A 16,849-nucleotide genomic window follows, 5' to 3' on the forward strand; every position below is an offset into this window, starting at 1 on the left:
CCGACAGAAGGCCCGGGTCGGCATGGAGAAAGGCGCACCACACATGACCTCTGCGCAGGTCGACACGGACAAGGCCCCCGAGGAGGGCTACGAGCGCGGTCTCAACAGCCGCCAGGTCCAGATGATCGCGATCGGCGGCGCCATCGGCGTCGGTCTCTTCCTGGGCGCCGGGGCCAACATCGCCAAGGCCGGCCCCAGCATCATCCTCATGTACGCCCTCGCGGGTGTGATCATCTTCTTCATCATGCGGGCGCTCGGCGAGCTGCTCCTCTACCGACCCGTCTCCGGCTCCTTCGCCGAGTACTCACGCGAATTCCTCGGCCCCTTCTTCGGTTACTTCACCGGCTGGACGTACTGGCTGATGTGGGTGGTCACCGGCATGGCGGAACTCACCGCCGCCGCCATCTACATCCACTACTGGTTCCCGGACATCCCGCAGTGGGTCTCCGCCCTGGTCTTCCTGGTCCTGCTGTTCGTGGCCAACCTGATCTCGGTGAAGCTCTTCGGCGAGATCGAGTTCTGGTTCTCGATGGTCAAGGTCACCGCCATCATCGGCATGATCGTGATCGGCATCGGCGTCCTCACCTTCGGCTTCAGCCAGGCCGGCGACACCGCCGCCGTCTCCAACCTGTGGGAGTTCGACGGCTTCTTCCCCAAGGGCATCGGCTCGTCCCTGATGACCCTCCAGGGCGTCATGTTCGCCTACCTCGCCGTCGAGCTGGTCGGCGTCACCGCCGGCGAGTCCGAGAACCCGGAGAAGACCCTCCCCAAGGCGATCAACACCCTGCCCTGGCGGATCGCCCTCTTCTACGTCGGCGCCCTCACCGTCATCCTGGCGGTGGTCAAGTGGACCGAGTTCGCCGAGGGAGTCAGCCCCTTCGTGAAGGCCTTCTCGGTCATCGGCATCCCGGCCGGCGCCGGCATCGTCAACTTCGTCGTGCTCACCGCCGCCCTGTCCTCCTGCAACTCCGGCATGTACTCCACCGGCCGGATGCTGCGCACCCTCGCGGACAACGGCGAGGCCCCCAGGGTCTTCAACAAGCTGTCCTCGACGAAGACCCCGGCCATCGGCATCGCCGTCTCGGTCGTCTTCATGGCGATCGGCGTGGTCCTGAACTACCTCGTCCCCGAGAAGGCGTTCGGCTACGTCACCTCCATCGCCACCGCCGCCGGCATCTGGACCTGGCTGATGATCCTGGTCAGCCACGTCATGTACCGCCGCAAGGTGGTCGCGGGCCGACTGCCCGCCTCCTCCTTCCCGGCGCCGGGCGGGTCGGTGTGCTCCTACATCGCCATCGCCTTCCTGCTCTTCGTCACCTGCCTGATCGCCTACGACGCCGACGCCCGCGTCTGCCTCTACGTGATGGCCGGCTGGGCCGCCGCGCTCGGCATCGGCTGGGCGGTGCTCAAGAGCCGCAACCCGCAGATCACCGAGCGGCCCGGCGAGCCGGAGTTCGAGAAGATCGGCTGACGCACCGACCGCTGCGCGGACCGGCTGACCAGCGCCTTCGCGCGCATCCAGGACATCCGGCCACCCGGGGACGCTCGTGGCGTCCCCACGGCCACCGCTCAGGATGTCCGGCATACGGGCCCTTCCGTACCACCCACCGGTACGCAAGGGCCCGTCTGCTTATCCTGGCCGCATGCTGACCATCTCCCAGGCCCTGTACGACCAGATCGTCGCCCACGCGCGCGAGGACCACCCCGACGAGGCGTGCGGCGTGGTGGCCGGCCCCGTCGGCGAGGGACGGCCCGAGCGGTTCATCCCCATGCTCAACGCCGCCCGCTCGCCCACCTTCTACGAGTTCGACTCGCAGGACCTCCTCAAGCTCTACCGCGAGATGGACGACCGCGACGAGGAGCCGGTGGTCATCTACCACTCCCACACCGCGACCGAGGCCCATCCCTCCCGCACCGACATCACCTACGCCAACGAGCCCGGCGCCCACTACGTCCTCGTCTCCACCGCGGACACCGACGGCGTCGGCGAGTTCCAGTTCCGCTCGTTCCGCATCGTGGAGGGTGAGGTCACGGAGGAGGAGGTCAAGGTCGTCGAAACCTACTGATCCCATTGCGTGGACGAAAAGGGTCCATCAGGTGAGATCACACTCCGGAAGCCGGACCGGGAATCGATACGATGAGCCCATGGTTCTTCTCGACGTGAGCGACAAAGCGCCGGGCACGCTGCTCGTGGCGCGGCTGCACGTCGACCTGTGCAGGCTGAAAAGCGCCATCTGTTGATCTTCGTCGCCGCCGCACGGCCGTGAGCCGCGGCGGGCCGACGCGTGCCGCCGCGCGCCCCACGAACCCACGAGACACTTCCGACAGGAGCACTCAGCCATGGCCATCGAGGTCCGCATCCCGACCATCCTCCGCCAGTACACCGACGGCCAGAAGGCGGTGGAGGGCAACGGGGACACCCTCGCCGAACTCTTCGCCGACCTCGAGACCCGGCACGCGGGCATCCAGGCCCGCATCGTCGACGGCGAGCAGCTCCGCCGGTTCGTCAACGTCTACCTGAACGACGAGGACGTCCGCTTCCTCGACGGCATCGACACCAAGCTGTCCGACGGCGACAGCATCACGATCCTGCCGGCCGTCGCCGGCGGCATGGCCTGATCGCCGATGCGTTACGACTCCCCGCTGGCCGCGGTGGGCAACACCCCTCTGGTGCGCCTGCCGCGGCTGTCGCCGTCCGACGACGTCCGCATCTGGGCCAAGCTGGAGGACCGCAATCCCACCGGCTCCATCAAGGACCGGCCCGCGCTGCACATGATCGAGCAGGCGGAGAAGGACGGCCGCCTCACCAAGGGCTGCACGATCCTCGAACCCACCAGCGGCAACACCGGCATCTCGCTGGCCATGGCCGCCAAGCTCAAGGGCTACCGCATCGTCTGCGTGATGCCCGAGAACACCTCCCAGGAACGCCGGGACCTGCTCGCCATGTGGGGCGCGGAGATCATCTCCTCCCCGGCCGCGGGCGGCTCCAACACCGCCGTACGGGTCGCCAAGGAACTCTCCGCCGAGCACCCGGACTGGGTGATGCTCTACCAGTACGGCAACCCGGACAACGCCGGCGCCCACTACGCCGGCACCGGCCCCGAGATCCTCGCCGACCTGCCCTCGATCACCCACTTCGTCGCCGGCCTCGGGACGACGGGGACGCTGATGGGCGTCGGCCGCTTCCTGCGCGAGCACAAGCCGGACGTCAGGATCGTCGCCGCCGAACCGCGCTACGACGACCTCGTGTACGGCCTGCGCAACCTCGACGAGGGCTTCGTGCCCGAGCTGTACGACGCCTCCGTCCTCACCACCCGCTTCTCCGTGGGCTCCGCCGACGCGGTCACCCGCACCCGCGAGCTGCTCCAGCAGGAGGGCATCTTCGCGGGCGTCTCCACCGGCGCCGCGCTGCACGCCGCGATCGGCGTGGGGAAGAAGGCCGTCAAGGCCGGCGAGAGCGCGGACATCGTGTTCGTCGTCGCCGACGGCGGCTGGAAGTACCTCTCGACGGGCGTCTACACCGCCGAGACGACCGAGGCCGCCATCGAAACCCTCCACGGCCAGCTCTGGGCCTGACGCCTCCTCCCGCGCCCCCGCCGCGGGGCGCGGGCCCCCTGCCCACCGCGGCGTGCGGGCCCCCTGCCCACCGCGGCGTGCGGGCCCCCTGCCCACCGTGGGGCGTCGGTCCGGGTCCGCGGACACCGCCGGAAGCCCCGGACATCCGCGCACTCCGCCGGGCGTCAGCACCTGGGCCCCTGCAACGCCGCCGGGCATCTGCTCCTGGGCCCTCTGCGACGCCGCCGGGCGTCTGCCTCCGGGCCCCCTGTAACGCCGTAGCTCAGCCCCCGGGCCCCCGCTCGTCCCGCCCGCGCCCGCCCCGCCGGCCCCCGGGCCGGCGCTTCCCGCCGCGAGGCCGGCGCCCCCTGCCCCAGCCGTCGACGACCGTGGCGACGAGCGCCAGCGGTACCACCGCCGCGAAGACGAGCCACCAGGACGTGTCCATACCGTCGACCGTACCGGCGCACGCCGCCACCGCGCGCCCCCTCCGTGGTCCCGCGCTCCCCACGTCCAGCCGAACCGGTGATCCCACAGGTGAGTTCGCCCACAACGGCCCCTGGCGGAGGAGCGACCACAGGTTTCGCGCCTTACGCTCGACGAACCGCACGACCCCCGTCTCTCCACACGCGCCAGCGGAGGTTTCTGCTTCATGAAGCTCACCGTCGTCGGCTGCTCGGGGTCGTTCCCGTCCGCGGAATCGGCCTGCTCGAGCTACCTCGTCGAGGCCGACGGCTTCCGGCTGCTCCTCGACATGGGCAACGGAGCCCTCGGCGAGCTGCAGCGCCACTGCGGTCTCTACGACCTCGACGCGATCTTCCTCAGCCACCTGCACGCCGACCACTGCATCGACATGTGCGCCTACTTCGTCGCGCGCTACTACCGGCACGACGGCGGCCGCTGCGCCCCGCTCCCGGTCTACGGACCCGAGGGCACCGAGCACCGGCTGACCACCGCCTACGCCGACACACCCTCCGCCTCGTCCATGAGCGAGGTGTTCGACTTCCACACGGTCAAGCCCTCCACGTTCGAGGTCGGCCCGTTCACCGTGCACACCGAGCGCGTCGCCCACCCCGTGGAGGCCTACGCCATCCGCATCGAGCACGGCGGCCGCTCACTGACGTACTCCGGCGACACGGGCGTCACCCCCGTGCTGGACGAACTCGCCCGCGACACCGACCTGTTCCTGTGCGAGGCCGCCTTCACGCACGGCAAGGAGAACATCCCCGACCTGCACCTGAACGGACGCGAGGCGGGCGAGAGCGCCGCCCGCGCCGGTGCCCGGCGCCTGGTGCTCACCCACATCCCCCCGTGGACCGACCCCGAGGTCAACCGCGCCGACGCGCGCGAGGTCTACGACGGGACCGTGGAGGTCGCCACGGCGGGCGCGGTGTACGAGATCTGAGCCCCGGACGCGCGCGAAGGCCCCGGAACCCTTCACGGTTCCGGGGCCTTCGTCATGCCGTACGGCCGGGGCTCACGCCTTGGTGAGGTCCTCGATCTCCTCCTCGGGCTCGCGGCCCGGGGTCTTCAGGTCGAACTTGACGATCGCGAAGCGGAAGAGCACGTAGTAGACGACCGCGAAGACCAGACCGATCGGAATGATCATCCATGGCTTGGTGGCCAGGCTCCAGTTCAGGGCGTAGTCGATGAATCCGGCCGAGAAGTTGAAGCCGTCATGGACGCCCAGTCCCCAGGTGATCGCCATCGAGGCCGCGGTGAGGACCGCGTGGATGACGTATAGGACCGGCGCGATGAACATGAAGGAGAACTCGATCGGTTCGGTCACACCGGTGACGAACGAGGTCAGCGCGAGCGAGACCATCATGCCGAGGACGGCCTTGCGGCGCTCCGGGCGGGCGGTGTGCGCCATGGCCAGGGCGGCGGCCGGCAGGCCGAACATCATGATCGGGAAGAAGCCCGACTGGTACATGCCCGCGGACGGGTCGCCGTGCAGGAAGCGCGGGATGTCGCCCTGCCAGGCCTGACCGGCCGCGTCCGTGAAGTCACCGAGCTGGAACCAGGCCACCGTGTTCACGAACTGGTGCATGCCGACCGGGATCAGCGCGCGGTTCACGCCGCCGAACAGGGCCGCGCCGCCGGAGCCGAGGCTGGTCATCCACTCGCCGAAGTTCGAGATGCCGTCGCCGATGGGCTCCCAGACCAGACCGAAGAACACACCGACGACGATGCCGACGAACGCCATGATGATCGGCACCAGGCGACGGCCGTTGAAGAAGCCGAGCCAGTCCACCAGCTTGGTCCGGTGGAACCGCTGCCACAGCACGGCGGCGAGCAGACCCATGATGATGCCGCCGAGCACACCCGGGTCGTTGTACGTCGCGGCGACGTCCGGGCCGTTCTTGACCACCGCCTCGGTGACCGGGAAGGCCTCGAGCACCTTGCTGTAGACGAGGAAGCCCACCACCGCGGCCAGTGCGGTCGAGCCGTCGGCCTTCTTGGCGAAGCCGATGGCCACGCCTATGCAGAACAGGATCGGCAGCGAGCCCGTGAGGGCACCACCCGCGTTGTTGAAGACGGCGGCGACCTTGTCCCAGCCGAGACCGTCCTTGCCGAAGATGTCGTCCTGGCCGAGCCGGACCATGATGCCCGCCGCCGGCAGCACGGCGATCGGGAGCTGCAGGCTGCGTCCTACCTTCTGCAACCCCTGCAAGAGACCAGATCCCCGCTTCTTTGCGGGGGCCGCCTTGTCGGTGGCGGTGCTCATACTTCCTCCATCGGGTGGTGGTCTACACCACTCAGTGGTGTAGACCTGTTGTAGCACGATGAAGGCCACGTAAGGAACCCGCGATTCCGCGACCGGACCGCTACGCGCAGTACTCGCCCAAGTCCCCTGCTCACAGGCGTGGGAGGGCGCGGAGAAGGCCCCCGGACCGACGGTCCGGGGGCCTTCGCGAGACCACCCTCAAAGGGTACGTGAGGACCGAAGTGGTCTACACCTTGGTGACGTCCTCCACCTCGTCCTCGGGCTCCCGCCCCGGAGTCTTCAGATCGAACTTCGTGATCGCGAACCGGAAGACCGTGTAGTACACCGCCGCGAAGCCCAGCCCGATCGGAATGATCAGCCACGGCTTCGTCGCCAGGTTCCAGTTGATGACGTAGTCGATCAGCCCCGCCGAGAAGCTGAACCCGTCCTTCACCCCCAGCGCCCACGTCACCGCCATCGACACACCCGTCAGCACCGCGTGCACCGCGTACAGCACGGGAGCGATGAACAGGAACGAGTACTCCAGCGGCTCCGTGATCCCGGTCACGAACGACGTCAGCGCCACCGACAGCATCAGGCCGCCGACCTCCTTGCGCCGGTGCGGCTTGGCGCAGTGCGTGATCGCCAGAGCCGCCGCCGGCAGCGCGAACATCATGATCGGGAAGAAGCCCGTCGTGAACTGGCCCGCGTCCGGATCACCCGCCAGGAACATGTTGATGTCGCCGTGCACCACCGTGCCGTCCGGCTTCGTGTACGAACCGAACTGGAACCACATCGGCACGTTCAGGAACTGGTGCAGCCCGATCACCAGCAGCGCCCGGTTCGCCAGCCCGAACACACCCGAGCCCCACGCGCCGATCCCGGTCATCCAGTCGCTGAAACTCTCCAGCGCGTCACCGATCGGCGGCCACACCCACAGGCACAGCGCCGCGAACACGATCGCCAGGAACGCCATGATGATCGGCACCAGCCGGCGCCCGTTGAAGAAGCCCAGCCAGTCCACCAGCTTCGTCCGGTGGAACCGCCGCCAGAAGTACGCCGTCAGCAACCCCATCACGATGCCGCCGAAGACCCCCGGGTTCTGGAAGACGAACGCCGTCACCTCGCCCGAACCGTCGGTCACCTGGCAACCGACCTGCGGCACCGCCTTCGACCCCTCCGGACAGTCCTCCGGGAACTGCCGCAGCACGTTGTAGTAGACGAGGAACCCCGCCACCGCCGCCAGCGCCGTCGAACCGTCGGCCTTCTTCGCCATCCCGATGGCCACGCCCACACAGAACAGCAGCGGCAGCCCCAGCGCCCCGTCGAGCAGCGCACCGCCCGCGCCCGTCATCACCTTCGAGACGTTCGTCCAGCCCAGACCGTCGTCCCCGAACACGTCCGGCTGCCCCAGCCGGTTGAGGATGCCGGCGGCGGGCAGCACCGCGATGGGCAACTGGAGGGAGCGGCCCATCTTCTGCAACCCTTGGAACGCCGTGTTCCAACGGGCGCGAGCGGGACTGACCGCGCTGTCGGCGCTCATCCGGTCTCCCTCCGGTCTCGGTCCGGTCCGACCCGGCCGCCGGTACACTGGTGTAGACCAGTTGACGGACGGCTCCGCCGTCGTGACGCCATCATTCGCGACCGAGCGCACGATGGCTCGCGAAGATGGGCCAACTGTGGGTTACTGCGACAAAGCGGCTCGGATCAGGGAGAACGAACATGGCCAGCAAGGCTGAGAAGATCGTCGCCGGCCTCGGCGGCATCGACAACATCGACGAGATCGAAGGCTGCATCACCCGACTCCGTACCGAGGTCAACGACCCGGAGCTGGTCAACGAAGCCGCCCTCAAGGCCGCCGGCGCCCACGGCGTCGTCAAGATGGGCACCGCCATCCAGGTCGTCATCGGCACCGACGCCGACCCGATCGCCGCGGAGATCGAAGACATGATGTGAGCCGGTGAAGCGAGCCGGTTGAGCGAGCCGGTGAAGCCAGCCGGTGGACAGCGCTCCGCCGCACCCACCGCGCCCACCGCTCGCACCCCATCACGGCATCACCGCATCACCGCATCACGGGCAAGGGGCCTCCTCCACCGCGGGGACGGCCCCTTCCCCATGGGCCGCTAGGCTCACCCGCATGTCACGCATCGACGGCCGCACCCCCCAGCAGCTCCGCCCCGTCACCATCGAACGCGGCTGGAGCAAGCACGCCGAAGGCTCCGTCCTCGTCTCCTTCGGCGACACCAAGGTCCTCTGCAACGCCTCCGTCACCGAAGGCGTCCCCCGCTGGCGCAAGGGCAGCGGCGAAGGCTGGGTCACCGCCGAATACGCCATGCTCCCCCGCGCCACCAACACCCGCGGCGACCGCGAGTCCGTCAAGGGCCGCATCGGCGGCCGCACCCACGAGATCAGCCGCCTCATCGGCCGGTCCCTGCGCGCCGTCATCGACTACAAGGCACTCGGCGAGAACACCATCGTCCTCGACTGCGACGTCCTGCAGGCCGACGGCGGTACCCGCACCGCCGCCATCACCGGCGCCTACGTCGCCCTCGCCGACGCCATCACCTGGGCCCAGCACACCAAGAAGCTGATCAAGCCCAGCCGCAAGCCGCTCACCGGCACCGTCTCCGCCGTCTCCGTCGGCATCGTCGACGGCACCCCCCTCCTCGACCTGCGCTACGAGGAAGACGTCCGCGCCGACACCGACATGAACGTCGTCTGCACCGGCGACGGCCGCTTCGTCGAGGTCCAGGGCACCGCCGAGGCCGAGCCCTTCGCGCGCGACGAGCTGAACACCCTGCTCGACCTCGCCACCGCCGGCTGCACGGAACTCGCCGCACTCCAGCGCGCGGCACTCGACACCGCTCTCGAAAGGTAAAGGGAGCACCAAAGACCCCTCAAGGAAAGGCGGCCGGACACGCAACTCGGCCCGCCGCAGGCGCGTCCCTAGCAGTACAGCACCACGGGCGTACGGCAGCAGTCCCTGCCGTACGCCCGACGCCGCACCGCACACGGGCCGCCCGGCCCTGTCCCAAGGGGAGGACCGAGAGCCATGGCCGCGAGCCGTCACCGCAGCCTTCGCCGCACCGCCACCGCCGTCGCCACCGCGGCGGCCATCGCCCTGACGGCCGGCCTCACCACCGGCTGCGACGCCGTCGACAAGGCCCTCGACTGCGTACGCACGGCCGACGGGATAGCCGACAGCGTCACCGAACTCCAGCAGGCGGTGGAGAACACGTCCGACCCCACCCAGTGGGAGGAGTCCCTCGACTCCATCGACAAGAACCTCGACAACATCGGCGACCAGACCGACAACGCCGACGTCAACAAGGCCGTCGACGACCTCGGCAAGGCCGTGGACAACGTCCGCACCTCCGTGGAGAACGGCGACAAGACCCCCGACCTCAGCCCCGTCACCGACGCTGCGGGCGAGCTGACCAAGGTCTGCACGCCGTAGCGGAGCGGGTGCCGGAGCACCGGCGGACGCCCGGGATACTGGACCCATGAGCCGCCTGATCCTCGCCACCCGCAACGCCGGAAAGATCACCGAACTGCGGGCCATCCTCGCCGACGCGGGCCTGCCCCACGACCTCGTCGGCGCGGACGCCTACCCGCACATCCCCGACGTCAAGGAAACCGGCGTCACCTTCGCCGAGAACGCCCTGCTCAAGGCCCACGCCCTCGCCCAGGCCACCGGCCTCCCCGCCGTCGCCGACGACTCCGGCCTCTGCGTCGACGTCCTGAACGGCGCGCCGGGCATCTTCTCCGCCCGCTGGGCGGGCCGCCACGGCGACGACCAGGCCAACCTCGACCTCCTCCTCGCCCAGATCGGCGACATCGCCGACGCACACCGGGGCGCGTACTTCGCCTGCGCGGCGGCCCTGGCCCTGCCCGACGGCACGGAGAGGGTGGTCGAGGGGCAGCTGCGGGGCACCCTCCGCCACGAGCCCGCCGGCACGGGCGGCTTCGGCTACGACCCGATCCTCCAGCCGGACGGCGAGACCCGGACCTGCGCGGAACTGACGGCGGCCGAGAAGAACGCGATCAGCCACCGAGGCAAGGCGTTCCGGGCACTGGTACCGGTGGTACGGGAGCTGCTGGGCTGAGACGCGCACAACAACGGCCTGCGTATCCCCTTGGATTCGCAGGCCGTTCGTGTGCGGCGGAAGGGATTCGAACCCTCAAGCCCGATCAGGGGCCACAGATCCTAAGTCTGCTGCGTCGCCGTTGCGCCACCGCCGCCAGCGTGTGCCATCGTACCGGGAGTCGCATGTCGCCTTGAGCGTCCCCTGCACCAGGTGCTCGTCATCGCGTGGCAGTTCGGACACAGCAACCGCAGGTTCTCGCGTCGATTGTCACTCCGGTCCCCGATGACGTGATCGACCTCCAAGGTCATCGGGTTTCCGGGTCACTGACCGCGTCACTCAACTCGCCCGCCGATAGGGCAGTCACGCACGGAATAGGAAGGGCCCGTACCGCATGCCGCCGGTACGGGCCGCGCAGGGGGACTTCAGACCCCCAGGTCCTTGATGATCTTGGCTACGTGGCCCGTCGCGCGGACGTTGTACAGGGCGCGTTCGACCTTGCCCTCCTCGTCGACGACGATCGTGGAGCGGATGACGCCCATGTAGGTCTTGCCGTAGTTCTTCTTCTCGCCGAAGGCGCCGTACGCGTCGAGGACCTTCTTGTCCGGGTCGGCGAGGAGGGTGACCTTCAGGGACTCGGTCTCGCGGAACTTGGCCAGCTTCTCGGGCTTGTCCGGGGAGATGCCGAGCACGTCGTACCCGGCGCCGGCCAGCAGCTCCAGGTTGTCCGTGAAGTCGCAGGCCTGCTTCGTGCAGCCGGGGGTAAGCGCCGCAGGGTAGAAGTAGACGATGACCTTCCGGCCCTTGTGGTCGGACAGGGACACCTCGTTGCCGTCGGCGTCCTGGAGGGTGAAGGCCGGGGCCGGGTCCCCGGGCTGGAGTCGCTCGCTCATCGGGTCAGCGTAACGGGGGGTCCTGACAGTGCGGAGAGGGAAGTAGCTGACAGACTGTCCGGGACAGTGTCGGAAGACTGCGGAGGCGTACGGTGGCGGACACGTCGGACATCAGAACCCCGGCGCAGATCGAGGCGGACATCAAGCGCCGCCGCGAGGTGCTGGCCGAGACGCTCGACGAGCTCGGGATGCGAGTGCACCCCAAGACGATCGTCGACGACGCGAAGGCCAAGGTGGCCTCCAGCGTCGATCACACGCTGGGGCGGGCGTACGTCCAGGCCAATCGCGTGGTCAGCGATGTGAAGGCGCGGTTCGTGGACGAGCAGGGCTCTCCGCGGATGGAGCGGGTCCTGCCGGCCGCGCTGGTCGTGGCCGGGGTCGTGGGGCTGCTGGCCCTGAGCGGCACCCGGCGGCGGAAGCGCTGAGCGGGGGCGGGTAGGTTCAGGGCGTGAGCGCCAAGAAGAACGAGCACGGTCCCCAGGACGACAAGCTGCCCATCCGGATGCTGCACGACCGCGTGCTCGTGCGGCAGGACACCGGTGAGGGCGAGCGGCGTTCCGGGGGCGGCATCCTGATCCCCGCGACGGCGGCCGTCGGCAAGCGGCTGGCGTGGGCGGAGGTCGTCGCGGTCGGGCAGAACGTACGGACCGTGGAGCCGGGGGACCGGGTGCTGTACGACCCGGAGGACCGTGCGGAGGTCGAGGTGCGGGGCGTGGGCTACGTGCTCATGCGCGAGCGTGACCTGCACGCCGTGGCCGCGGACCGGTTCGAGGGGTCGGAGGACTCCACCGGGCTGTATCTGTAGGCAGTAGGGCAGTAGGGCTTGAGGGCCTGGTGACCGGAGTCACCAGGCCCTTTCCGTTGTCTTTGCTACCTTGGGAAGCACCCCGACGAGACGCGCCGTACCGGGCTGAAGGAAAAGACGACGCACCACCGTTCAGTTCGTTTCACGGAGGTGCCTGTCATGGCGTGGGTTCTGCTCGTCGTCGCCGGTCTGCTCGAGGTCGGCTGGTCGATCGGGATGAAGTACACCGAGGGTTTCACGCGGCTGTGGCCGAGCGTGTTCACGGGTGCCGGGATCGTGGCGAGCATGATGCTGCTGTCGTACGCGGCCCGGACGCTGCCCATCGGTACGGCCTACGGCGTGTGGGTGGGGATCGGCGCGGCCGGGGCGGCGGTGCTCGGCATGGTGGTGCTGGGTGAGCCGGCCACCGCCGCCCGGATCTTCTTCATCTGTCTGCTGCTGGTCGCCGTGGTGGGTCTGAAGGCGACCTCGGGTCACTGACGCCGGGGTGTGGCGGGGAGGCCGGCGACCGTGCCCGCGGTGGTGTCCGAGTCGCCGCCGCCGGCGCCGGTCGTGTCCCCGCCGCCGCCCGGTCCCGTGCCGCCGTTCGAGGAGTCGTCGCCGCCGGAGTCGCCGCCGCCGGTGGGGCCAGGTTCGGTGCTGGGGCCGCCGGTGGAGGGGGTGCCGCCGCCGGTCGACGGGGGCCCGGACTCGTGGCCGCCGGAGTCGCCGGGCGGGGTGCTGCCCCCGGAGTCGCCGGGGGTGTCGGTGCCGGAGCCGTCCTCGTCGCCGGTGGGCTGGTCGTCCGGGTCGCTGCTGCCGCTCTCGTCGCCGTCGCCGGGTTCGTCCGAGGCGTCGCCGCTCGGGGGCGCGGTGACGTCGGCGCCGTCCTGGAGCTGGAGGTCGAAGTCGGCGACCGGCTCGCCCTCCAGGGCGTTGCGGGTGTACTGGCTCCAGATCTCGGCGGGCGCGCCGCCGCCGTTGATACGGGCGAGGCCCATGGCGCCGTACAGGGGCTTGTGGGCGGCGGTCTTCGGGTCCTGGCCCATGACGGCGACGACGGTGGCGAGGTCGGGGGTGTAGCCGGCGAACCAGGCGGCCGTGTCCTCCTCGGCGGTGCCGGTCTTGCCCGCGGCGGGGCGGCCGGCGGCCTGGGCGGCGGTGGCGGTGCCCTTCTCGACGACGCTGCGCAGCACCGAGGTGGTGGTGTCGGCGGATTCGCGGCTGACGGCCTGGTGTTCGCGCCGCTGCGGCAGGTCGACCTCCTGCTTGCCGTCCTTCATGACCTTCTCGACCAGCGTGTACGTGCTGTGCCTGCCGTGGTTGGCGATGGTCGCGTAGGCCTGGGCCATGTCGAGGGGGCTGGCGGTGGCGACGCCGAGGGCGATGGAGGGGGAGGGGGGCAGTTCGGGGGTGTTCTTGGAGAGTCCGAGGTCGATCGCGGTCTGCTTGACCTTGTCGGAGCCGACGTCGACGGCCATCTGGGCGTACACGGCGTTCACGGACTTGTCGGTGGCCTCGCGGACGGTGACGTGGCCGTAGTCGTGGTGGTCCTCGTTCTCGGGGGCGTAGCGGCCGCCGCTCCAGCCCTGGACGGGGCGTTCGCTGGTGCCGTCGTAGCGGGTGTTGGGGTTGATGGTGCGGCCGTCCTGCGTCTCGGAGTGGTTCTCGACGGCGGACGTGAAGACGAAGGGCTTGAAGGTGGAGCCGACCTGGAAGTCGCGGCGGACGGCGTTGGGTGTGTACTGCTTGACGTAGTCGATGCCGTTGTACATCGCGACGACCTTGCCGGTCTTCGGGTCGACGGAGGCGCCGCCGGCGCGGACGTAGGTGTCGACCTTGCGTTCCTTCTTGTCGAGCTGGGAGATCAGCTTGTCGTCGACGGCCTTGACGAAGGCGTCCTGCTTGTCCTTCTGCAGGGTGGTGGTGATGCGGTAGCCGCCGCGGCCGAGTTCCTCCTCGTCGACGATGCCGTTCTCGGTCAGGTACGACTTGACGATGTTGACGACGTAGCCGCGCTGTCCGGACATGTTGGTGGAGATCGTGGACTGCTTGGGCTTGGGGAACGTGGCGGCGGCGCGGTCGGCGGGGCTGAGCCAGCCCTTGTCGACCATGCCGTTCATGACGTACTTCCAGCGGGCCTCGGCGGCGGGCTTGTTCTCGGGGTGGGCGACGACGTCGTACTGGCTGGGGGCGTTGAGCAGGGAGGCGAGGTAGGCGCCCTGCGCGGCGGTGAGGTCCTTGGCGTCGGTGCCGAAGTAGGCCTGGGCGGCGGCCTGGATGCCGTAGGCGCCGCGGCCGAAGAAGCTGGTGTTGAGGTAGCCCTCGAGGATCTCGCTCTTGCTCTTCTCGCGGTCGAGCTTGATCGAGATGAAGAACTCCTTCACCTTGCGGGTGACGGTCTGCTCCTGGCCCAGGTAGTAGTTCTTGACGTACTGCTGGGTGATCGTGGAGCCGGACTGCTTGCCCTTGCCGGTGGCGGTGTTCCAGCCGGCCCGGACCATCGCCCCGGGGTCGATGGCGGACTCGGTGTAGAAGTCGCGGTCCTCGGCGGCGAGGACGGCGTGCTGGGCGTCCTTGGAGATCCGGGCGAGGCCGACGCTCTCGCGGTTGACCTCGCCGTCGCGGGCGAGGACGCTGCCGTCGGCGTACAGGTAGACGTTGGACTGCTTGGTGGCGAGCGCGTTGGCCGGGGGGATCTGCACGAGCTGGTAGCCGAGGAAGAAGCCGCCGACGATCAGCAGGAGTCCGACGACCACGGTGCTCAGCACGATGCGCCAGGTGGGGATCAGCCGGCGCCATCCGGTGCGGCGGGGACGCTTGGGCTTCTTCGCCTTCCCGGAGTCGGCCGGTGTGCCCGGCGTGCCCGGTGTTCCGGCTCCCCCCGTCGGTCCCTCGCCGGCCGCCTGGGGCTCTCTCTGCGCCCAGCCTGGGTGCGGCTGCTGCGGCTGCGGCTCGTCGCTCATCTCGTGCACGGACTCCTGTTTCACTTCGTACGGTTTTCAGAACGTCTGAGTTCTTCTGATGAAGACTCTCGCACCGAGAGTTCCGTTCCCACTCGACGGCACACCCGTGAAATTCCGTGGCACGGGTGGTCGCGGTCGCACTAGGCTCCTGCGCTTCGGTGCCGGTCGGAGGGGGAGGGTCGTGGGTGCGGGCTCGGGGCGGTTGTACGTGGCCGTCGCGGCGGGGGAATTCCGACGGTACGCGACGTATCGGGCGGCCACCGCCGCCGGGGTGTTCACCAACACGGTCTTCGGCTTGATCCTGGTGTACACCTATCTGGCCCTGTGGGACGAGAAACCGCACCTCGGAGGGTACGACCAGGCGCAGGCCGTCACGTTCGTGTGGCTGGGGCAGGCGTTGCTGGCGGCGCTGGCGATCGGGGGCGGCGGGGCCGAGGACGAGCTGATGGAGCGCATCCGTACGGGTGATGTCGCCGTCGACCTGTACCGGCCCGCCGATCTCCAGCTGTGGTGGCTGGCCGCGGACGTGGGGCGGGCGCTGTTCCAGTTCCTGGGCCGCGGAGTGGTGCCGTTCGTGTTCGGGGCGCTGGTCTTTCCGGTGGCGCTGCCGCGGGAGGTGTCCGTGTGGCTGGCGTTCCTGGTGACGCTGGTGCTGGCGATGCTGGTGGGTTTCGCGCTGCGCTATCTGGTGGCGCTCTCGGCGTTCTGGCTGCTCGACGGCACGGGGGTGACGCAGATGGCGTGGCTGGCGGGGCTGTTCTGTTCGGGGATGCTGCTGCCGCTGAACGTGTTCCCGGGGGCGCTGGGCGAGGTGGTGCGGGCGCTGCCGTGGTCGTCGCTGCTCCAGGCGCCGGCGGACGTGCTGCTGGGCGAGGCGGATCCGCTGGGGACGTATCTGTTCCAGGCGGCCTGGGCGGTGGCGCTGCTGGCGCTGGGCCGGCTGGTGCAGGCGGCGGCGACGCGCCGGGTGGTGGTCCAGGGTGGCTGACATCGCCGGGTCCGCCGAGGCCGCCGGGTCCGCCGGGTCCGCCGGGCGGGAGGTGCGGCGCGGTCGGGTGGCCGAGGGGCTCCGCGCGTACGGGCTGATCGCCGGGATGTGGATCAGGTCGACGATGGCCTACCGCACGTCGTTCCTGCTGACGGCGTTCGGCAACTTCGCGACGAACGCGCTGGACTTCGTGGCGATCCTGCTGATGTTCTCCCGCGTGGACGCGCTGGGCGGCTGGTCGCTGCCCGAGGTGGCGTTCCTGTACGGGTTGTCGGGGGTGTCGTTCGGGCTGGCCGACCTGGCGATCGGTTCCATGGACCGGCTGGGGCGCCGGGTGCGCGACGGCACGCTGGACACGCTGCTGGTGCGTCCGGCGCCGGTGCTGGCGCAGGTTGCGGCGGACCGGTTCGCGCTGCGCCGGCTCGGCCGGGTGACGCAGGGGCTGCTGGTGCTGGGGTACGCGCTGGTGGTCGTCGACGTCGACTGGACGGCGGCGAAGCTGCTGCTGATGCCGGTGATGCTGGTCGGCGGGGCGGGGATCTTCTGCGCGGTGTTCGTGGCGGCGGGGGCGTTCCAGTTCGTGGCGCAGGACGCCTCGGAGGTGGCCAACGCCTTCACGTACGGCGGTACGACGCTGCTTCAGTATCCGCCGGCCGTGTTCGCGCTCGACCTGGTGCGCGGGGTGACGTTCGTGGTCCCGCTGGCGTTCGTGAACTGGCTGCCGGCGAGTCATGTGCTGGGGCGGCCGTATCCGCTGGACCTGCCCGGGTGGGCGGCGTTCACGACGCCGCTGGTGGCCGTGGCCTGCTGTGCAGTGGCGGGTCTCGCCTGGCGGGCGGGTCTGCGTTCGTACCGGAGCACGGGGAGCTGA

At 69.6% G+C, this 16,849-nt stretch carries 19 protein-coding genes, 1 tRNA gene, 2 pseudogenes and 1 riboswitch; of the genes and pseudogenes, 15 read left to right on the forward strand and 7 right to left on the reverse strand.

Features of this window, described 5'->3' with window-relative positions:
• The first annotated feature begins 43 nt into the window (after nucleotides 1-43).
• The 5 genes from ACIBCJ_RS06070 (at nucleotide 44) to ACIBCJ_RS06090 (ending at nucleotide 3,576) form a co-directional block, all read left to right on the forward strand.
• Nucleotides 44-1,471, forward strand: coding sequence for an amino acid permease (locus ACIBCJ_RS06070; RefSeq protein WP_365978976.1), 1,428 nt, complete (start codon nucleotides 44-46; stop codon nucleotides 1,469-1,471).
• Between the two features lie 172 nt (nucleotides 1,472-1,643).
• Nucleotides 1,644-2,066: a Mov34/MPN/PAD-1 family protein gene (locus tag ACIBCJ_RS06075; RefSeq protein WP_133885466.1), complete on the forward strand. Its 423-nt coding sequence runs from the start codon at nucleotides 1,644-1,646 to the stop codon at nucleotides 2,064-2,066.
• A gap of 79 nt (nucleotides 2,067-2,145) precedes the next feature.
• A complete protein-coding gene (locus ACIBCJ_RS06080) occupies nucleotides 2,146-2,241 on the forward strand; it encodes a putative leader peptide (protein ID WP_328657635.1) in 96 nt (31 codons plus the stop codon).
• Nucleotides 2,242-2,340: 99 nt separating this feature from the next.
• Entirely contained in the window at nucleotides 2,341-2,619 is a 279-nt protein-coding gene (locus tag ACIBCJ_RS06085; RefSeq protein WP_362094442.1) for a MoaD/ThiS family protein, read from the forward strand.
• A 6-nt stretch (nucleotides 2,620-2,625) separates the two neighbouring features.
• Entirely contained in the window at nucleotides 2,626-3,576 is a 951-nt protein-coding gene (locus ACIBCJ_RS06090; protein WP_362094445.1) for a cysteine synthase, read from the forward strand.
• A gap of 292 nt (nucleotides 3,577-3,868) precedes the next feature.
• Here ACIBCJ_RS06090 and ACIBCJ_RS06095 read toward each other — a convergent pair.
• A pseudogene (locus tag ACIBCJ_RS06095) lies at nucleotides 3,869-4,003 on the reverse strand (type II toxin-antitoxin system PemK/MazF family toxin); the annotation flags it as partial.
• Between the two features lie 204 nt (nucleotides 4,004-4,207).
• Here ACIBCJ_RS06095 and ACIBCJ_RS06100 point away from each other — a divergent pair.
• Nucleotides 4,208-4,960: an MBL fold metallo-hydrolase gene (locus ACIBCJ_RS06100; protein WP_362508719.1), complete on the forward strand. Its 753-nt coding sequence runs from the start codon at nucleotides 4,208-4,210 to the stop codon at nucleotides 4,958-4,960.
• A 72-nt stretch (nucleotides 4,961-5,032) separates the two neighbouring features.
• On the opposite strand, the gene ACIBCJ_RS06105 is transcribed toward ACIBCJ_RS06100, so the two are convergent.
• Both ACIBCJ_RS06105 and ACIBCJ_RS06110 read right to left on the reverse strand, forming a co-directional pair.
• Nucleotides 5,033-6,283, reverse strand: a complete 1,251-nt coding sequence (locus ACIBCJ_RS06105; RefSeq protein WP_362094448.1) for a PTS transporter subunit EIIC — start codon at nucleotides 6,281-6,283, stop codon at nucleotides 5,033-5,035.
• Nucleotides 6,284-6,509: 226 nt separating this feature from the next.
• On the reverse strand, nucleotides 6,510-7,805 hold the full coding sequence (locus ACIBCJ_RS06110; protein WP_362094451.1) for a PTS transporter subunit EIIC: 1,296 nt from the start codon (nucleotides 7,803-7,805) through the stop codon (nucleotides 6,510-6,512).
• Nucleotides 7,806-7,984: 179 nt separating this feature from the next.
• On the opposite strand from ACIBCJ_RS06110, the gene ACIBCJ_RS06115 reads away from it, so the two are divergent.
• From ACIBCJ_RS06115 to rdgB, 4 genes are all read left to right on the forward strand, one after another.
• Nucleotides 7,985-8,218 (forward strand): glucose PTS transporter subunit EIIB, encoded by a 234-nt coding sequence (locus ACIBCJ_RS06115; RefSeq protein ID WP_030975226.1) that lies wholly within the window; start codon nucleotides 7,985-7,987, stop codon nucleotides 8,216-8,218.
• 181 nt (nucleotides 8,219-8,399) lie between these two features.
• Nucleotides 8,400-9,140: a ribonuclease PH gene (gene rph, locus ACIBCJ_RS06120; protein WP_362094456.1), complete on the forward strand. Its 741-nt coding sequence runs from the start codon at nucleotides 8,400-8,402 to the stop codon at nucleotides 9,138-9,140.
• Nucleotides 9,141-9,314: 174 nt separating this feature from the next.
• Entirely contained in the window at nucleotides 9,315-9,719 is a 405-nt protein-coding gene (locus ACIBCJ_RS06125; protein ID WP_133885473.1) for a hypothetical protein, read from the forward strand.
• A gap of 46 nt (nucleotides 9,720-9,765) precedes the next feature.
• Nucleotides 9,766-10,368: an RdgB/HAM1 family non-canonical purine NTP pyrophosphatase gene (gene rdgB / locus ACIBCJ_RS06130; RefSeq protein WP_362508722.1), complete on the forward strand. Its 603-nt coding sequence runs from the start codon at nucleotides 9,766-9,768 to the stop codon at nucleotides 10,366-10,368.
• A 52-nt stretch (nucleotides 10,369-10,420) separates the two neighbouring features.
• On the opposite strand, the gene ACIBCJ_RS06135 is transcribed toward rdgB, so the two are convergent.
• The 3 genes and pseudogenes from ACIBCJ_RS06135 to bcp form a co-directional block, all read right to left on the reverse strand.
• Nucleotides 10,421-10,504 (reverse strand) — tRNA-Leu (locus ACIBCJ_RS06135).
• Nucleotides 10,470-10,667 (reverse strand): annotated as a pseudogene (locus ACIBCJ_RS06140) (HNH endonuclease); the annotation flags it as partial. The gene ACIBCJ_RS06135 and the pseudogene ACIBCJ_RS06140, both read right to left, overlap by 35 nt.
• 105 nt (nucleotides 10,668-10,772) lie before the next feature.
• Nucleotides 10,773-11,240: a thioredoxin-dependent thiol peroxidase gene (bcp, locus tag ACIBCJ_RS06145; protein WP_365978977.1), complete on the reverse strand. Its 468-nt coding sequence runs from the start codon at nucleotides 11,238-11,240 to the stop codon at nucleotides 10,773-10,775.
• 92 nt (nucleotides 11,241-11,332) lie between these two features.
• Here bcp and ACIBCJ_RS06150 point away from each other — a divergent pair, with 92 nt between their 5' ends.
• The 3 genes from ACIBCJ_RS06150 (at nucleotide 11,333) to ACIBCJ_RS06160 (ending at nucleotide 12,525) form a co-directional block, all read left to right on the forward strand.
• Nucleotides 11,333-11,665 carry a DUF3618 domain-containing protein gene (locus ACIBCJ_RS06150; RefSeq protein ID WP_362094470.1) on the forward strand — a complete coding sequence of 111 codons (333 nt, stop codon included), beginning with the start codon at nucleotides 11,333-11,335 and terminating at the stop codon, nucleotides 11,663-11,665.
• A gap of 23 nt (nucleotides 11,666-11,688) precedes the next feature.
• A complete protein-coding gene (locus ACIBCJ_RS06155; protein ID WP_133885479.1) occupies nucleotides 11,689-12,045 on the forward strand; it encodes a co-chaperone GroES in 357 nt (118 codons plus the stop codon).
• Nucleotides 12,046-12,104: 59 nt separating this feature from the next.
• Nucleotides 12,105-12,172: riboswitch (guanidine-III (ykkC-III) riboswitch) on the forward strand.
• A gap of 32 nt (nucleotides 12,173-12,204) precedes the next feature.
• Nucleotides 12,205-12,525, forward strand: coding sequence for a multidrug efflux SMR transporter (locus tag ACIBCJ_RS06160; protein WP_362094475.1), 321 nt, complete (start codon nucleotides 12,205-12,207; stop codon nucleotides 12,523-12,525).
• Here ACIBCJ_RS06160 and ACIBCJ_RS06165 read toward each other — a convergent pair.
• Complete coding sequence (locus ACIBCJ_RS06165) at nucleotides 12,519-14,990, reverse strand: transglycosylase domain-containing protein (RefSeq protein WP_365979269.1); 2,472 nt, start codon at nucleotides 14,988-14,990, stop codon at nucleotides 12,519-12,521. The genes ACIBCJ_RS06160 and ACIBCJ_RS06165 overlap by 7 nt on opposite strands.
• 181 nt (nucleotides 14,991-15,171) lie before the next feature.
• Between ACIBCJ_RS06165 and ACIBCJ_RS06170 the strand changes: the two genes are divergently transcribed.
• Both ACIBCJ_RS06170 and ACIBCJ_RS06175 read left to right on the forward strand, forming a co-directional pair.
• On the forward strand, nucleotides 15,172-15,978 hold the full coding sequence (locus tag ACIBCJ_RS06170) for an ABC-2 family transporter protein (protein WP_362094481.1): 807 nt from the start codon (nucleotides 15,172-15,174) through the stop codon (nucleotides 15,976-15,978).
• On the forward strand, nucleotides 15,971-16,849 hold the full coding sequence (locus ACIBCJ_RS06175) for an ABC transporter permease (protein WP_399281922.1): 879 nt from the start codon (nucleotides 15,971-15,973) through the stop codon (nucleotides 16,847-16,849). Before ACIBCJ_RS06170 ends, ACIBCJ_RS06175 begins: the two co-directional genes overlap by 8 nt.

The sequence above is a fragment of the Streptomyces sp. NPDC051136 genome, from assembly GCF_044455745.1.
In the GTDB taxonomy this organism is placed as follows: domain Bacteria; phylum Actinomycetota; class Actinomycetes; order Streptomycetales; family Streptomycetaceae; genus Streptomyces.

Excerpts from the sequence above, each read along its gene's own strand:
- ACIBCJ_RS06070 (WP_365978976.1), top strand. The coding sequence starts at position 44 with ATGACCTCTGCGCAGGTCGACACGGACAAGGCCCCCGAGGAGGGCTAC.
- ACIBCJ_RS06075 (WP_133885466.1), top strand. The coding sequence starts at position 1,644 with ATGCTGACCATCTCCCAGGCCCTGTACGACCAGATCGTCGCCCACGCG.
- ACIBCJ_RS06080 (WP_328657635.1), top strand. The coding sequence starts at position 2,146 with ATGGTTCTTCTCGACGTGAGCGACAAAGCGCCGGGCACGCTGCTCGTG.
- ACIBCJ_RS06085 (WP_362094442.1), top strand. The coding sequence starts at position 2,341 with ATGGCCATCGAGGTCCGCATCCCGACCATCCTCCGCCAGTACACCGAC.
- ACIBCJ_RS06090 (WP_362094445.1), top strand. The coding sequence starts at position 2,626 with ATGCGTTACGACTCCCCGCTGGCCGCGGTGGGCAACACCCCTCTGGTG.
- ACIBCJ_RS06100 (WP_362508719.1), top strand. The coding sequence starts at position 4,208 with ATGAAGCTCACCGTCGTCGGCTGCTCGGGGTCGTTCCCGTCCGCGGAA.
- ACIBCJ_RS06105 (WP_362094448.1), bottom strand. The coding sequence starts at position 6,283 with ATGAGCACCGCCACCGACAAGGCGGCCCCCGCAAAGAAGCGGGGATCT.
- ACIBCJ_RS06110 (WP_362094451.1), bottom strand. The coding sequence starts at position 7,805 with ATGAGCGCCGACAGCGCGGTCAGTCCCGCTCGCGCCCGTTGGAACACG.
- ACIBCJ_RS06115 (WP_030975226.1), top strand. The coding sequence starts at position 7,985 with ATGGCCAGCAAGGCTGAGAAGATCGTCGCCGGCCTCGGCGGCATCGAC.
- rph (WP_362094456.1), top strand. The coding sequence starts at position 8,400 with ATGTCACGCATCGACGGCCGCACCCCCCAGCAGCTCCGCCCCGTCACC.
- ACIBCJ_RS06125 (WP_133885473.1), top strand. The coding sequence starts at position 9,315 with ATGGCCGCGAGCCGTCACCGCAGCCTTCGCCGCACCGCCACCGCCGTC.
- rdgB (WP_362508722.1), top strand. The coding sequence starts at position 9,766 with ATGAGCCGCCTGATCCTCGCCACCCGCAACGCCGGAAAGATCACCGAA.
- bcp (WP_365978977.1), bottom strand. The coding sequence starts at position 11,240 with ATGAGCGAGCGACTCCAGCCCGGGGACCCGGCCCCGGCCTTCACCCTC.
- ACIBCJ_RS06160 (WP_362094475.1), top strand. The coding sequence starts at position 12,205 with ATGGCGTGGGTTCTGCTCGTCGTCGCCGGTCTGCTCGAGGTCGGCTGG.
- ACIBCJ_RS06165 (WP_365979269.1), bottom strand. The coding sequence starts at position 14,990 with ATGAGCGACGAGCCGCAGCCGCAGCAGCCGCACCCAGGCTGGGCGCAG.